Annotated in this window: 14 protein-coding genes and 1 pseudogene; 13 read left to right on the plus strand and 2 right to left on the minus strand. The window is 30.4% G+C overall.

Annotated features, from left to right (window positions below; genetic code table 11):
- Positions 1 to 27: 27 nt before the first annotated feature.
- Positions 28 to 912, minus strand: coding sequence for an ACP S-malonyltransferase (gene fabD / locus FDT66_RS01800; RefSeq protein WP_138534435.1), 885 nt, complete (start codon positions 910 to 912; stop codon positions 28 to 30).
- Positions 913 to 1,100: 188 nt separating this feature from the next.
- Between fabD and FDT66_RS01805 the strand changes: the two genes are divergently transcribed.
- The 13 genes from FDT66_RS01805 (at position 1,101) to FDT66_RS01865 (ending at position 14,564) form a co-directional block, all read left to right on the plus strand.
- Positions 1,101 to 1,811, plus strand: a complete 711-nt coding sequence (locus tag FDT66_RS01805; protein ID WP_138534436.1) for a DUF547 domain-containing protein — start codon at positions 1,101 to 1,103, stop codon at positions 1,809 to 1,811.
- Positions 1,812 to 1,852: 41 nt separating this feature from the next.
- Positions 1,853 to 2,188: an arsenosugar biosynthesis-associated peroxidase-like protein gene (locus FDT66_RS01810; protein WP_138534437.1), complete on the plus strand. Its 336-nt coding sequence runs from the start codon at positions 1,853 to 1,855 to the stop codon at positions 2,186 to 2,188.
- Positions 2,189 to 2,343: 155 nt separating this feature from the next.
- Complete coding sequence (arsS, locus tag FDT66_RS01815) at positions 2,344 to 3,399, plus strand: arsenosugar biosynthesis radical SAM (seleno)protein ArsS (protein ID WP_138534438.1); 1,056 nt, start codon at positions 2,344 to 2,346, stop codon at positions 3,397 to 3,399.
- A 14-nt stretch (positions 3,400 to 3,413) separates the two neighbouring features.
- Positions 3,414 to 4,091, plus strand: coding sequence for a TIGR04282 family arsenosugar biosynthesis glycosyltransferase (locus tag FDT66_RS01820; protein ID WP_171032294.1), 678 nt, complete (start codon positions 3,414 to 3,416; stop codon positions 4,089 to 4,091).
- 70 nt (positions 4,092 to 4,161) lie between these two features.
- Positions 4,162 to 7,356 carry a SusC/RagA family TonB-linked outer membrane protein gene (locus FDT66_RS01825; RefSeq protein ID WP_138534440.1) on the plus strand — a complete coding sequence of 1,065 codons (3,195 nt, stop codon included), beginning with the start codon at positions 4,162 to 4,164 and terminating at the stop codon, positions 7,354 to 7,356.
- Between the two features lie 10 nt (positions 7,357 to 7,366).
- Positions 7,367 to 8,806, plus strand: a complete 1,440-nt coding sequence (locus tag FDT66_RS01830; RefSeq protein ID WP_138534441.1) for a SusD/RagB family nutrient-binding outer membrane lipoprotein — start codon at positions 7,367 to 7,369, stop codon at positions 8,804 to 8,806.
- Between the two features lie 46 nt (positions 8,807 to 8,852).
- Complete coding sequence (locus tag FDT66_RS01835) at positions 8,853 to 10,187, plus strand: sodium:solute symporter family transporter (RefSeq protein WP_138534442.1); 1,335 nt, start codon at positions 8,853 to 8,855, stop codon at positions 10,185 to 10,187.
- Positions 10,172 to 10,999, plus strand: a complete 828-nt coding sequence (locus FDT66_RS01840; RefSeq protein ID WP_138534443.1) for a metallophosphoesterase family protein — start codon at positions 10,172 to 10,174, stop codon at positions 10,997 to 10,999. The genes FDT66_RS01835 and FDT66_RS01840 overlap by 16 nt, the downstream gene beginning before the upstream one ends.
- Positions 11,000 to 11,009: 10 nt before the next feature.
- Positions 11,010 to 11,504, plus strand: a complete 495-nt coding sequence (locus tag FDT66_RS01845) for a rhodanese-like domain-containing protein (RefSeq protein WP_138534444.1) — start codon at positions 11,010 to 11,012, stop codon at positions 11,502 to 11,504.
- A complete protein-coding gene (locus FDT66_RS01850; protein WP_138534445.1) occupies positions 11,497 to 12,111 on the plus strand; it encodes a TIGR04282 family arsenosugar biosynthesis glycosyltransferase in 615 nt (204 codons plus the stop codon). The genes FDT66_RS01845 and FDT66_RS01850 overlap by 8 nt, the downstream gene beginning before the upstream one ends.
- A gap of 6 nt (positions 12,112 to 12,117) precedes the next feature.
- Positions 12,118 to 12,819, plus strand: coding sequence for a DM13 domain-containing protein (locus FDT66_RS01855; RefSeq protein WP_138534446.1), 702 nt, complete (start codon positions 12,118 to 12,120; stop codon positions 12,817 to 12,819).
- 44 nt (positions 12,820 to 12,863) lie between these two features.
- Positions 12,864 to 13,679 carry a purine-nucleoside phosphorylase gene (locus FDT66_RS01860; RefSeq protein ID WP_138534447.1) on the plus strand — a complete coding sequence of 272 codons (816 nt, stop codon included), beginning with the start codon at positions 12,864 to 12,866 and terminating at the stop codon, positions 13,677 to 13,679.
- Complete coding sequence (locus FDT66_RS01865; RefSeq protein WP_138534448.1) at positions 13,680 to 14,564, plus strand: sterol desaturase family protein; 885 nt, start codon at positions 13,680 to 13,682, stop codon at positions 14,562 to 14,564.
- A 108-nt stretch (positions 14,565 to 14,672) separates the two neighbouring features.
- On the opposite strand, the pseudogene FDT66_RS01870 reads toward FDT66_RS01865, so the two are convergent.
- Positions 14,673 to 15,400 (minus strand): annotated as a pseudogene (locus FDT66_RS01870) (metallophosphoesterase family protein).
- Positions 15,401 to 15,404 lie beyond the last annotated feature (4 nt).

Consider the following 15,404-nt stretch of genomic DNA (forward strand, 5'->3'; position numbering starts at 1 on the left):
GTTTTATAATTATAATTTATAAAAAATTTACTCAAAAGAAGCACCACTTGCAGTAACGTTTCTATCAATTTTTCGCATTAAACCTTGTAAAACTTTTCCTGGTCCAACTTCTATAAATTCTGTTCCTCCATCAGCAACCATTGCTTGGATAGACTGCGTCCATCTTACAGGTGCTGTTAACTGAATCATTAAATTTTTCTTTATTTCGTCTGCGCTAGTAACTGCACTTGCTGTTACATTTTGATAAACAGGGCAAGTTGGTTCGTTAAATTCAGTCGCTTCAATTGCAGCTGCCAATTCTTCTCTTGCAGGTTCCATCATTGGTGAATGAAATGCACCTCCAACAGGTAATAAAATTGCTCTCTTTGCTCCTTTTTCAGTTAAAACTGCACAAGCTTTTTCAACTGCTTCAATTTCTCCTGAAATAACCAATTGCCCAGGACAATTGTAATTTGCAGCAACTACAATTCCATCAATTTCTGCACACGTTTCCTCTACTACTTTATCATCCAACCCTAATACTGCAGCCATTGTTGACGGAGCTATTTCACAAGCTTTTTGCATCGCCAAAGCACGTTTAGACACCAATTTTAAACCATCTTCAAATGATAAAACACTATTAGCAACTAAAGCAGATAATTCACCTAAAGAATGTCCAGCAACCATTTCTGGCTGAAAAGAATCTCCTAAAACTTTTGCTAAAATTACTGAATGTAAAAAAATTGCAGGTTGTGTAACCTTTGTTTCTTTTAATTGCTCTGCTGTTCCTTCGAACATTATATCTGTAATAGAAAAACCTAAAATATCATTCGCTTTTTCAAAATATTCTTGCGCCAAAGAAGATTTTTCGTACAAATCTAATCCCATTCCAGTATATTGTGCTCCTTGACCTGGAAATATATATGCTTTCATTTTTTTGTATTTTTATTCATTTAATTAGCAGCAAAAATAATCATTTTTATGAGAAGCGATTTTCAACTTCTCATTATATCTATATTTTAAATATAAAAAGAAAATTTCACCAATAATATTTAATAATTTTAAAGTTAAAACTGTAATTAAATAAAAAAAATGCGTCTAAAAAATAAACAAGCACAAAAATGAAAAATTTACTTTTAGCACTTATTGTCGTTTTTACATTTTATAATGTATCTGCACAAACATCAACATACAACGATTTACTGCAAAAACATGTTACTGAAAATGGAATTGTAGATTATAAAGCCTTTAAAAAAGACGAAGCTAAATTAGATAGTTACATTTCTTATTTAGAAAAAACTTCTCCAAACGATTCTTGGTCAGAAAATAAGCAGAAAGCTTTTTGGATTAATGCTTATAATGCATATACCATTAAAATAATATTAGACAATTATCCATTAAAAAGTATTATGGATATTAAAAAAAACGGAAAAACCGCATGGAAAATACCTTTTGCTAAAGTTGGTGGAAAAACATATACTTTAGATCATATTGAACATGAAATTTTACGTAAAAAATTATTTGACCCTAGAATTCATGTTGGTGTAAATTGTGCTTCTGGTTCTTGTCCGAAATTAGGAAACATAGCATTTACAGAAGAAAATATAGATACAACTTTAGAAAAATTAATGAAAGAGTTTGTAAATGATTCTTCAAGAAACAAAATTTCAACAAAAAGGATTCAAATTTCATCTATATTTGATTGGTTTAAAGAAGATTTTACCAAGAATGGTTCTGTAATAGATTATTTAAACAAGTATTCTGATACAGAAATAAAAAACAGCGCAAAAACAAGTTATTTAAAATATGATTGGAGTTTGAACGGGAAATAATTTTATTATCTTTCGCTTTTCAATCACAATAAAAACAATTGATGTCTAAAACATATTACGATTCAGCCGATTTAAGAAAATTTGGGAAAATAACAGAATGGAGTGAAGAACTTGGAAACAAGTTTTTTGATTATTATGGAAAAGTATTTGAAGAAGGTGCTTTAACTGCTCGTGAAAAATCATTAATAGCTTTAGCTGTTGCCCACACAGAACAATGTCCTTACTGTATAGATGCTTACACAAAAGACACTTTGCAACGAGGTGTTACCAAAGAAGAAATGATGGAAGCAATTCACGTTGGTGCTGCCATTAAAAGTGGCGCAACTTTGGTACATGGAGTTCAAATGATGAATAAGGTGAATAAGTTAGAAATGTAAGTAGAGAAACTTTTTTTTTACGAAAAGTAAAAAATAAGTGAATCGTTTAAAACTCTTTTTAGCGGAATCTCTAATTTCAAAAAAACCAACAGACAAATTTCTTCGTAAATACTATAAACCATCCTTAAAAAGATACTGAAACAAGTTTAGCATATATGGCTACAAAATCATTAAAAGCAAGAAATAACGATATCGCAAATACCTCTCGTCAAATGGAAATTCTTTCAAGCGGAATTTTTGAAACAGGAGAATTACCAACATTTGCAGCAAAAATTAAAGAAACAGGTCAATTTCCATTACGCCCTAAAAAATTAGAAATTCTTCAAATAAATTTAGGTTACATGTGTAACCAAGTATGTGAACATTGTCATGTAGATGCTGGTCCTGATAGAAAAGAAATCATGACTGTAGAAACTATGAATCAGTGTTTGGAAGTGATTAAAAAAACGGAAGCACACACGTTAGATTTAACTGGTGGTGCTCCTGAAATGAATCCAAATTTTAGATGGTTTGTAGAAGAAGCAAGTAAAGCAGGAATTAAAGATTTTATTGTGCGTTCTAATTTAACCATTATTAGAGCCAATAAAAAATATTACGATTTACCAGAATTCTTCAAAAAACACAATGTACACGTAGTTTCGTCTATGCCACATTGGACTCGTGGAAAAACCGACAAACAACGTGGAAAAGGTGTTTTTGATTTATCTATAAAAGCATTGCAAGAATTAAATGCGGTTGGTTATGGAATTCCAGGGTCTGACTTAAAATTAGACTTGGTTTATAATCCTTCTGGAGCATTTTTACCTGGCGATCAACAAGCATTAGAAAATGATTTCAAAAAAGCTTTGAAAGAAGATTTTGATATCGACTTTCATAGTCTCTTCGCGATTACCAATTTACCAATTAGTCGTTTTTTAGATTATTTAATTGCTTCAGATAATTATGAAGATTATATGCACTCTTTGTTAGATGCATACAATCCTGCAGCTGTAGAAAATGTAATGTGTACAAACACGTTATCCGTAAGTTGGGATGGTTGGTTGTTTGACTGTGATTTTAATCAGATGCTAAATTTAAAAGTAGCTAGCAAAGTAAAACACATCAAAGATTATAACGAAGAATTATTACAAGACAGAAATATTATTATCAACCAACATTGCTATGGCTGTACTGCTGGTGCAGGAAGTAGCTGTCAAGGTGTTGTAGCATAAAAAAATACTATTCGTTGGAAAACAAAACTGCTATTTTAATTTTTGCAAACTCTGCTGAAAAAGAAGTGGAAAGAAAATCGTTTCTTTCTACCGAAATTTTTTCTGCATTAAATAGGCAAACTTTAAAAATAGTTGAAAAATCTAAAATTAAATACTTTCTTTTTTCTGAAAAAGAACAAGTTGGTAATAATTTTGGTGAACGTTTTTCAAATGCTATAGAAACTCTTTTTAATAAGGGCTTTGATAATGTAATTACTATTGGTAATGATACACCTCACTTAAAGGTTCGCCATTTACTAGAAACTGAAAAGAGTTTGGTTTCTAACGATTTGGTTTTAGGTCCTTCAAAAGATGGAGGTTTTTATTTAATGGGAATTAAAAAAGCTCATTTTAATAAAAAAACCTTTTTAAAATTACCTTGGCAAACTAGTCGTTTACAGAAGTGTATTTCCACCATTTCAAAATCTAAAAATTTAGAAATTACTTTTTTAGAAATCTTAAATGATCTTGACAAGTCAGAAGATATTCAATTGATAATTGATAGCTTCAAAAAGCTTTCAATTTCAATTTTACATCTTTTAAAAAGATATATAAAACTTCAAAAATTATTTGTTTTTGCTACTTTTTTCAACATAAAAAAAGTATTTCATGCTCCAAACTTCAATAAAGGTTCACCTATTGTTTTTGCGTAAATAGCCATTGTATTGATAAAACTCAATACTAAAATTTCAAAATTTATTTTACACAAAAAATCAAACCTAAATGAAACATATTTTTATGTGGATTTTTATGCTATGTGTTAGCATAACATTTGCACAAACTAAAGTAACAGGTACTGTTACTGATAAAAATTCTGGTGAAAAATTACCAGTAGTAAGCGTTACCAACCAACAAGGAAATGGAACCACTACAGATGAAAATGGAAATTATTCCATAATTGTAAACTCAACTTCAGATATTTTAACCTTTACATATTTAGGTTATAAAACTCAAAAAATTACAGTTGGAAACCGAATGAACATTAATATTTCTTTGGTTGAGGAAGAAACTAATTTAAACGAAATTGTAGTAACAGCATTAGGTTTAAATAGAAAAACCAAAGAACTAGGTTACGTAGTTCAAGAATTAAAAGCAAAAGAATTAACAGAAGTTAAAACAGCCAATTTTTTAGATAACTTATCAGGAAAATTAGCAGGTGTTACTATTTCACAAGGTGCAACTGGTGTTGGTTCTTCTTCAAAAATAACCATTCGTGGTGAAGCTTCTTTCTCAAACAATAATCCACTTTTTATTGTAGATGGAACTCCAATAAATAACAACACGGTTTTTAACTTTACTGATGAATCTGCAACAGGTTTTCAAGAAATTGATTTTGGAAACGGAGCTATGGAAGTTAATCCAGATGATATTGAATCTGTAACCGTTTTAAAAGGACCTAGTGCTGCTGCTTTGTACGGAACAAGGGCTTCTAACGGAGTTATTGTAATAAACACAAAAGATGGTAGCAAAAAGAAAGGTTTAGGAATTAGTATTAACTCATCTTTAACCTTGGACACTGCTTTTCGTTTGCCAGAATTTCAAAATGAATATGGACAAGGAAATGGTGGTAATTTTGCCTACGTTAATGGACTTGGAGGTGGAGTTAATGATGTGATTTCTTATTCTTGGGGACCAAGGTTAGATGCTGGAAATTTAATTCCTCAATTCGATTCTCCAGTAATTTTAGCAGATGGAACTATAGTTCGTGGTGGAGATACTTCTTTATACAGTGGAAATACAATTACACCAACTTTATTCAAATCAAATCCAGATAATTTGAAAGATTTTTATCAAACTGGTGTAACCACAATTAATAATATTTCTATAAATGATAGTTTTGAAAGAGGTTCTTACAGATTGTCTTTTACAGATTTAGATAGCGAATCTATTATTCCTGGAGTAAATTTAGAGCGCAAAACTTTGGCTTTAAAAACGAATTTTAATCCAACAGAAAAAACACGAGTTACCTCTACTATAAATTATGTAAATTCAAGTAGTGATAACAGACCTTCAAATGGTTATGGAAGTGAAAATGTAAATTATTCTTTAGTAGCTTGGGGACCAAGATCTTTAAACATAGATAGTTTAAGAGATTATTGGCAACCAGGTTTAGAAGGCGTTCAACAATACAATTTCAATTATAGGTATTTTGACAATCCTTTTTTTATTTTGAATGAAAATACCAACTCTTTTAATAGAGATCGTGTTTTTGGAAACATTGCTGTAAATCATAAATTCACTGAGAAATTAAGCGTTTCTTTTCGATCTGGAATGGATTATTCTTCTGAAAAAAGACAGTTTAATCGTAATTTTAGTTCAAACCGTTTCGCAAATGGAGCGTATGCAGAACACGATGTTTTTTACAGAGAAATAAACACAGATTTCTTACTAAATTATACAGATAATTTTGGAGATTTTTCTTTTGATGCTTCTTTTGGAGGAAACAGATTAGATCAAACAGCATCTACAAAACAAGCGCAAACTACTAATTTAGCGCAACCAGGTATTTTTAGTTTAAACAATGCAGCTTCACCTGTTGAGTTTTTTCAATTTAATTCTAAAAAAAGAATTAACTCTTTATACGGAATTGCAAAGTTTGGGTATAAAGATTATTTATATTTAGATATCACTGGGAGAAATGATTGGTCAAGTGCTTTGGCAACTCCTTTTTCTGTGGATGGTGTTTCTTTCTTTTACCCATCAGTTTCTACAAGTTTTATTTTATCAAACGCAACAGAATTACCTAAAAGTATTTCTTTTGCGAAGTTAAGAGCAAGTGTTGCTCAGGTTGGTAATGATACAAATCCATATCAAACTTCTGGAGCTTTTGTATCACAAACTGCATTTAATGGGCAACCTACTTTTAGCAATCAAGATTTTATACCAAATGCAAATTTAAAGCCAGAAATTACTACCTCATATGAAATTGGAGCTGATGTAAGGTTTTTTAAAGATCGTTTAAATGTAGATTTTACATATTATAATTCTACAACAAAAGATCAAATTATTTCTTTGCCAATTGCAGTCTCATCAGGGTACAATCAACAAGTTGTAAATGGTGGACGTGTAAATACGCAAGGTGTTGAAGTTATTTTAGGAGGAACTCCAATTAAAAATGAAAATTTTAGATGGAATACTACTTTTAATTTTGCCACAAATAGAGCTGTAATTAAAGATTTACCTCAAGAAGATGGTCGTTTAACATTAGCTTATAGTAGAATTTACGATAGTGCCAACCAAACTGTATTTTTTCAAGTTGAAGAAGGTGGCAGAGTTGGAGACATGTATGGAACCGGTTATCAAAAAAACGAAAATGGCGATTTTTTAATAAATGATGATGGTACTTTTATTGCTGATAACACATTGAAGAAAATTGGAAATTACAATCCTGATTTTACTTTAGGATGGAGTAACAGCTTCAGCTATAAAAATTGGAATGCAAGTTTCTTATTCGATTGGAGACAAGGTGGAGAAATTGTATCAAGAACACGTGCTTTAGGAAACGTTGGTGGCCAATTAGCAGAAACTGCTTTTAGACCAGATGCTGGAATTGTAGCTCAAGGAGTTAATGTGAATACAGGACAACCTAACACAGTTGCAGTTGGCGCAGAAAGTTATTACAGGCAGTTTTACGATAGAAATCACGAAGAAAACAATGTTTATGACGCTTCTTTTTTAAAGTTACGTCAATTTTCAATTGGATATCAACTAAACTTAAAAGAAGGCTTTTTAGGGTTAGAAGATTCATCTACTTTAAACTTTTCTATCATTGGTAATAATTTGTTTGTAATTACAGAAAACCCTCATTTTGACCCAGAACAATTAGCAGTTCAAGGAAATGGTTTTGTAAGTGGTGTAGAAGATATGAGTTATGCTACTAGTAGAAGTTTAGGATTTAAAGTAGGGTTTAATTTTTAAGAAAGTTATTATGAAAAAATTTATATATATCATCGCAATTTTAGCAATTACATTTGCAAGTTGCACTAAAGATTTTGAAGAAATAAATACAAATCAAAACTCGCCAGTTTCCGTGCAACCAAGTCTACTTTTAAGACAAGTTATTTATGATTATGGTGAGCAAATGAGTTACGAAGGTTTTGCTGCAGGTAACTTGTTATCACAACATTATGCTCTTTTAGATTTCAATTTATTTGACAGACACGATTTAAAAAGTCCACAATTAGGTGGAAATCCTTGGCCAATATTTTTCACCAATTTACGTGACAATGAAATTATACTCAAAAAATCTCGTGAAACACCTGCTTTCGCTGTTTATGAAGGACCATCTTTAATTTTAAAAGCATATATGGCTGCAGCATTAACAGATATTTTTGGTGATGTTCCTTACTTTGAAGCATTTAATGGTGTAGATGGAACTGTAACTCCAAAATACGATTTACAGGAAGACATTTATCAAAAAGAAAAAGGAATTTTAGATAATTTAGATAAAGGAATTGCTGCAATAAAAGCATATAAAGCTGCAATTCCTCTAGAAGGAGATATATTATTTAATGGCGATTTAAATGCTTGGGTACGTTTTGCAAATTCTTTAAAAATTAAATATTTAATGCGCATTTCTGGTAAAGTTGATGTTTCAAATCAGTTACAAACCATTTTTACAGCTGGAAATTACATTAAAAATAATAGTGAAAATGCCACTTTTGATTTTACAAACACAGCTCCAAATAATTTTAGATTTGCGCAGTTAAGAGATGGAGATTTTACAAATTTTGTAATGTCAGAAACTGCTGAAGAAATTTTTGCTGATTTAGATGATAACAGAGTAACTACTTTTTATCAACCTTTTAAAAATTCTAATTCCAACGAATATAACGGTTTAATCAACGGAATTAATGCCTCTACCACTACTCCATCTCCAAATGACTATTCTTTAGTGGGTACAATTTTTAGAGAAGATACTTCTACTTTAGACGCAAATTTTATGACTGCTTGGGAAACTAGTTTTTTATTGGCAGAAGCTGCTCAAAAAGGTTTGATTTCCACAAACGTAGAAACTTTATACAACAATGCAGTTACATTGGCTTTTGAATATTGGAATACAAATTTACCAGCAATATATTTAGCTGGAAATGCTAATTTAAACGCAGTAGGAAAAACACCATTAGAGCAAATTATCACTCAAAAATGGATTGCAAATACAATTAATGGTTACGAAAGTTGGATTGAATTCAGAAGAACAGGATTTCCAGCTTTAAAAAATGTTGCTGCAAGTTTAAATAACGGTTTAATTCCTGTAAGAATGCCATATCCTGCAGATGCAGCTGCATTAAATGCAGAAAATTATAAAGTTGCAGAAACTGCAACAAACGGAAATAGTTTAGATGTAAAAGTTTGGTGGAACGAGTAAAAAAATGAATCCTTTTGTTTTAATATAAAGGGGTTTTTATAAAAATATGGATATAATTAATTGGCAATGGCTTTTGGTAATAAGTTCAAGTTTAATCTTGTTCTTTTTATCTCCGCTCGCAAAAACAACAGACCAGTTTTTTAAGGCTGTAAACCAAAAAAAAGCACCTAATACTTTAGTATTAACTGGAAGCTTAATCATTTCTTGGATTTTTGCAAAAAGTATTACAAATGCAGCAAATTTAGGTTTGTCTTTTGGTATTGTTGGTGGAGTTGCCTATGCTGGTTATTATCTTTCTTTTGCAGTTGCTGGTGTTATTATTTATCAATTACGAGTAAAAGGTGGTTTTACGAGTATTCATCAATTTTTAACATCTAGATTCGGAAAAAAAGCAGTGGCTGTTTTCTCTATTCTAATAGCTTTTCGGCTTTTTAATGAAGTTTGGAGTAACACCATGGTTATTGGAAGTTATTTTGGAGAACAGGAAAGTGCTTCTTATTATTGGTCTATTCTTGTGTTTACAATTTTAACCTTAGGTTATGCTTTAAAAGGTGGTTTGAGTAGCTCTATTTTTACAGATGTCATTCAAATGGTTTTATTTTCTGTTTTGCTAATTATTATTTTAGCGACTATTTTTTCTGCTGAAGAATTTACAACGAAAGAAATCATTACGTCAGGAAAATGGAGTTTTGAACTAGGTTTAAACCTCTTTTTTGCGGCTCTTATTCAATCTTTTAGTTATCCTTTTCACGATCCTGTTTTAACAGATAGAGGTTTTATAAGTTCACCAAAAGTAACACGTAAAAGTTTTTTATGGGCAAGTATTTTAGGTGCAATTTGTATTATTTTATTTAGTGTAATTGGTGTATATGCGCAGTCACAAGGTATGAAAGGGCAAGCAGCTGTAGAAGTTGGTAAAGCCTTGGGTGTTGTAATTTTATTGGTGATAAACTTTATTATGATTACTTCTGCTGCTTCTACATTAGACTCTACATTTTCATCATTTTCTAAGTTATTATCTGTAGATTTAAATTTAGGAAAAACGGTTTCTTTCGGAAGAATTTCCATGATAATTGTGGCAGTTTTAGGAACATTACCCGTATTTTTTGGAGCAGAAATTTTATCGGCAACCACCATTTCTGGAACGATGGTTATCGGGTTAACACCGGTTTTTATCTTTTGGAATATAAAAGTGCCAAAAATCAGTTTTTATGCAAGTGTAAGTTGTGGTTTAATTTTTGGAATACTTTTAGTTTTTAACAAGTTTCCTGAGTCACTAATTTTTACAAAAGGAAAATATGCAGATTTACTTTGGGTAAATCTTTGGGGTATTTTAAGTTGTATCATTTTATATTTTATTCCAAAATGGATCAAGAAATAAAACATTTAGGCAAAATATCGGGTAAAACACTCATTTTTGGAGGTGTTTACAGCAATTTACAAGCTTTGGAAGCTTTAAAACAAATTGCTGAAAAAGAAAATATTTCGCCAGAAAATTGTATTTGCACTGGAGATATTGTGGGTTATTGTGCACAACCTGAAGAAACTGTGCAATTATTAAAATTATGGGGAGTTCATAGTATTGCTGGAAATGTAGAAATTCAATTAAGAGAAAATGCAGCAGATTGTGGCTGTGATTTTAGAGAAGGTTCACGTTGTGATGGTTTTTCTCAACTTTGGTATCCTTATGCACAAAGTAAATTGTCTGAAAATTCGTTGGAGTTTTTAAAAACAATTCCCAATCATATTTCCTTTGAATATGGAAATAAACGAGTAGTTGTTGTACATGGTTCTTATTTTAATGTATCAGAATTTATTTTTAAATCTACAGATTGGGCAGTAAAAGAACCCAATTTTGAAGCAACAAATGCTAATGTTATAATTGGCGGACATTGTGGTTTGCCTTTCAATCATCAAGAAAAAGACAAACTTTGGTTGAATGCAGGAGTAATTGGAATGCCAGCTAATGATGGAAATTCATCAGTTTGGTATGCTGTTTTAGATGATTCAGATAATAGTTTTAACTTTACACATAAAACACTAGAGTACAATTACAAACTAACCAGTAAATTAATGCAAAATGGCTTGCTTCCTGAAGAATATTCAAGAACAATTGTCACAGGAATTTGGGATAATACAGAAATTTTACCTCCAATTGAAACTGGTTTACAAGGCTTTGGAATTCAACTTTAAAATTTAAAAAATGAAAAAAATATTCATCCTTTTATTATTAGTTTCCACAACAGTTTCTGCACAAAAAAAACTAGATAAATTATTAGATAAGTGGAATACCAGAAATGTACCTTACATTTCTGTAGAAACACTAGCGTTACCAAAAACAAAAGCTATTTTACTAGACGCTAGAGAAGAAAAAGAATTTAATGTTAGCCATTTAAAAGGTGCAATTCGTGTTGGTTATGATGATTTTAAATTAAAAGAAACTTTAAAAAAAATACCAAAAGATAAAAACACCAAAATAGTGGTGTATTGTTCTTTAGGAATTCGCTCAGAAACTGTTGCTCACAAATTAATTGAAGAAGGTTACACAAACGTTTACAATTTATATGGAGGCATTTTTGAATGGAAAAACGCCAATTTTAAAGTAGTAGATACACTTGGAAACGAAACTGAAAAGGTACATGCTTTCAGTAAAAACTGGGGCAAATGGCTTAAAAAAGGAAAAAAAGTTTATGAATAAAAACCTACTGCTAATATTTACTAGAAATCCTGAATTAGGAAAAGCAAAAACTCGTTTAGCAAAAAAAGTTGGTGACGAAACTGCTTTAGAGATTTATAAGTTTTTATTAGAAAGAACCAGAAATATTTCTTCGGAAGTAAAAACTGCAGATAAAGCTGTTTATTATTCCGTAAAAATTCGAGAAAATGATATTTGGAACCCTGAAATTTTTCAAAAACACCAACAATTTGGCGAAGATTTGGGCATTCGAATGAAAAATGCTTTCAAAAACGGATTTGATGCTGGCTACAAAAAAGTATTAATTATTGGGAGTGATTTATACGATTTATCGTCTAAAAATATAGAAAAAGCGTTTCATGAATTAGATACTAATGATGTGGTTATTGGACCTGCAGAAGATGGAGGTTATTATTTATTAGGCATGAATTCTTTGGAAGAAAATGTCTTTAAAAATAAAGATTGGGGAACAGAAACTGTTAGAAAAGACACTTTAACAGATTTAAAAAACAAAAAAGTGAAATTATTAGAGTTTAAAAACGACATAGATGTATATGAGGATATTGAAAACATCCCAGAAATCATGAATACGTTTATCAACTCTAAATAATTTTGTATGAAAACAACACTACTTTCACTATTTTTTGTATTCCTTTTTTTTCAAACAAATGGACAGTGTTCAGAAAATTTGAATGGCTTTGGTAACAATCCAGATGATAGTTCTTACAATGTTACTGGCGACGTTTCTATCACATTAAACACAAACAATACTGTTACATTAAAATTAGCTAGTAATTTCAGTACAGCTTCTGGACCAGATGTTCGTGCTTTTTTAGTTGATTCTAATGGAAAATCGGATGCTGTTTTAGCACAAACTTTAATTGCCGATTTGAATCATTTTGAAATTGGCTTAACACAACCAAGTGGAGCACAAACTTATACTGTTGCAATTCCAACTGGAAAAGACATCACAAAATTTGATAAAGTTTTCTTTTACTGTTTACAATTCAATCATTTTTGGGATTTAGGAACATTTAATAATTTTACTTCATCAAACTGCAGTGTTTTATCTGTGAATAGTTTTGACATCCAGAAAATAAAAGTATATCCAAATCCAGCAAAAACCGAAATTCGAATTCAAAATATGAATGCAAATTCTGCAGAAATTCGTATTTTTAATGTTTTAGGAAAACAAGTTTTTTATCGAAAGAAAAACGCATTAAAAGTAATTGACGTTTCTTTCTTACAACCAGGAATTTATATGATTAAATTTTCTGTTGAAAATGCGTCTAAAACTCAAAAATTGGTAATTCAGTAATTGATTTTAATACTGAATAATCATAATAAATAAATTCAGTATACATGAAACTACAACAATTAAAAGAAACAATTGGTTTTTTAAAATCTAACGGAGTTATAAACCCAGAAATAGGAATCGTTTTAGGTACAGGTTTAGGCAAATTAGTAGATGAAATATCTATTATATCTGAAATTACATATGCAGATATTCCTCATTTTCCACAAGCTACTGTAGAGTTTCATTCCGGAAAATTAATTTATGGAAACTTATCTGGTAAAAAAGTAATTGTAATGTCTGGTCGTTTTCATTTATACGAAGGTTACAATCCATGGGAAGTTACTTACGGCATTAGAACAATGCATGGTTTAGGTATTAAAAACTTACTTATTTCTAATGCAGCTGGCGCTATAAATTTAAATTATAAAAAAGGTGATTTAATGCTGATTGAAGACCACATAAACCTTCAAGGAAGCTCACCTTTGGCATTTAAAGGAGCCAAAGATTTTGGAAATATTTTTGCAGATATGTTAGAACCTTATTCGAAAGAGATTAATGTACAACTAAACTTAATTGCTACAGAACAAAAAATTCAGTTACACAAAGGTGTATATGCCAGCGTTATTGGTCCGCAATTAGAAACAAGAGCAGAATATAGAATGTTGCAAATTTTAGAAGCAGATGCAGTTGGAATGAGCACAGTGCCAGAAGTTATTGTTGCCAAACAACTAAATTTACCTTGTGCTGCTATTTCTGTATTAACAGATGAATGCGATCCTAAAAACTTACAACCTGTAGATATTGCAGAAATTATTGCCATTGCTGGTGAAGCTGAGCCAAAAATGATTACACTTTTTAAAGAAGTAATTAAGATATTGTAAATGAACAAGTACATAGAAATCATAAAAGACTCCTATTCCAGTTACTGGAATTATCTTAAAAATTCTGTTTTAATGGAACTGAATTGGGAGAATTATTTTTATGGTTTAATTATTATTTCTTTAGTAGTTTGGGGGTTAGAAGCTATTTTTCCTTGGCGAAAAAACCAATCATTATTCAGAAAAGATTTTTGGTTAGACACTTTTTACATGTTTTTTAATTTCTTTTTATTAAACTTAATTGTGTTGATTGCTTTATCAAATTCTGCAGCTGAAATTTTTAATGATATTTTAGGAATTATAGGTTTACAGCTCTCTAATTTTCAGTTATTAGATATTAATAAACTACCATTTTTTGCACGAATTTTTATCTTTTTTATTGTAGTAGATTTTGTGCAATGGTGGACACACAGATTATTACATAGATCTGAATTTTTATGGAATTTTCATAAAATACATCATTCAGTAAAAGAAATGGGCTTTGCCGCACACTTGCGTTATCATTGGATGGAACCTGTAGTTTATAATTCTTTACGTTATATTCCATTAGCTATTATTGGAGGTTTTTCTGCACAAGATGTAGCTTTTGTACATTTTTTTAATATTACCATTGGACATTTGAATCACGCAAACATCAATTGGGATTATGGTTGGCTAAAATACATTTTAAACAATCCAAAAATGCACATTTGGCATCACTCAAAAGAATTACCAGAAGAAAGAAAATACGGTGTAAATTTCGGTCTTACACTAAGTATTTGGGACTATATTTTTAAAACAAATTACATACCACATTCAGGAAAAGATATTGAATTGGGTTTTGATGGTGATGAAAACTTCCCTAAAGGTTTTTTAAAGCAAGAATTGTATCCTTTAAGTAAAAAGTAAACCTGTTTTTCTTGCGAAACGCAGAAAAGTAAAAAAAAATTTAAAGTAATTTATATTGATATATTAGGGGTTTCTCCACAAAGTTGATAAGATAATCTTCTGAAAAGTCTATTTATTCCTCCCTTTTTCATTTGGATATAAGCTTGGTAATTACTTTGAACATACTCTTTTGTTACTACGTTCATCGCACAAATTTTTCCTGTAAATGCTGCACCAGTATCAATATTCCAAATATTTAGAGCATTCATAGGTTTTTCTATATTAAAATTTAAAGTAGGTGTATGCCCTATAAAAATTTCATTATAATGTTTAACTCTTTTAGGATAAAATGCCGAATTTTCATCTATTTTTTGATTTGCAATCAGAGCCATTTCCCATAAAGTTCTGTCAAAATAAAAATTTTCTTTAAAAATTTCTTTTTCAACACCATGCATTGATGTAAAACCAGCATGTAAAAACAAACGATTTTCATCATCTAAATAATACAAAGGCATATTTTCGAAAAAGGTTAAATGTTGCTTTTTTTCTTCAATAGAAAAACCTTCGTAACTATCAATAGTTTCTTTTCCTCCATACATATACCAAGTAGGATTTACCTCCTCTTTTTTCAACCAATTTTCACACCAAACATCATGGTTTCCTTTGATAAAAATACAGTTAATTTTTTCTGATAAATTAATTAAAAACTGAACTACTTGAGCAGATTCGCTCCAACCATCTACATAATCACCCATAAAAATTAAGGTGTCTTTTTCTGTTATTTCCATTTTATTTAAAACCTGAAGTAAGGCTTTTAAGCCTCCATGTATATCTCCTATTGCAAAGGTTCTTTTCATAATT

The organism is Polaribacter aestuariivivens, assembly GCF_005885675.1.
GTDB classification, from domain to species: Bacteria; Bacteroidota; Bacteroidia; order Flavobacteriales; family Flavobacteriaceae; genus Polaribacter; species Polaribacter aestuariivivens.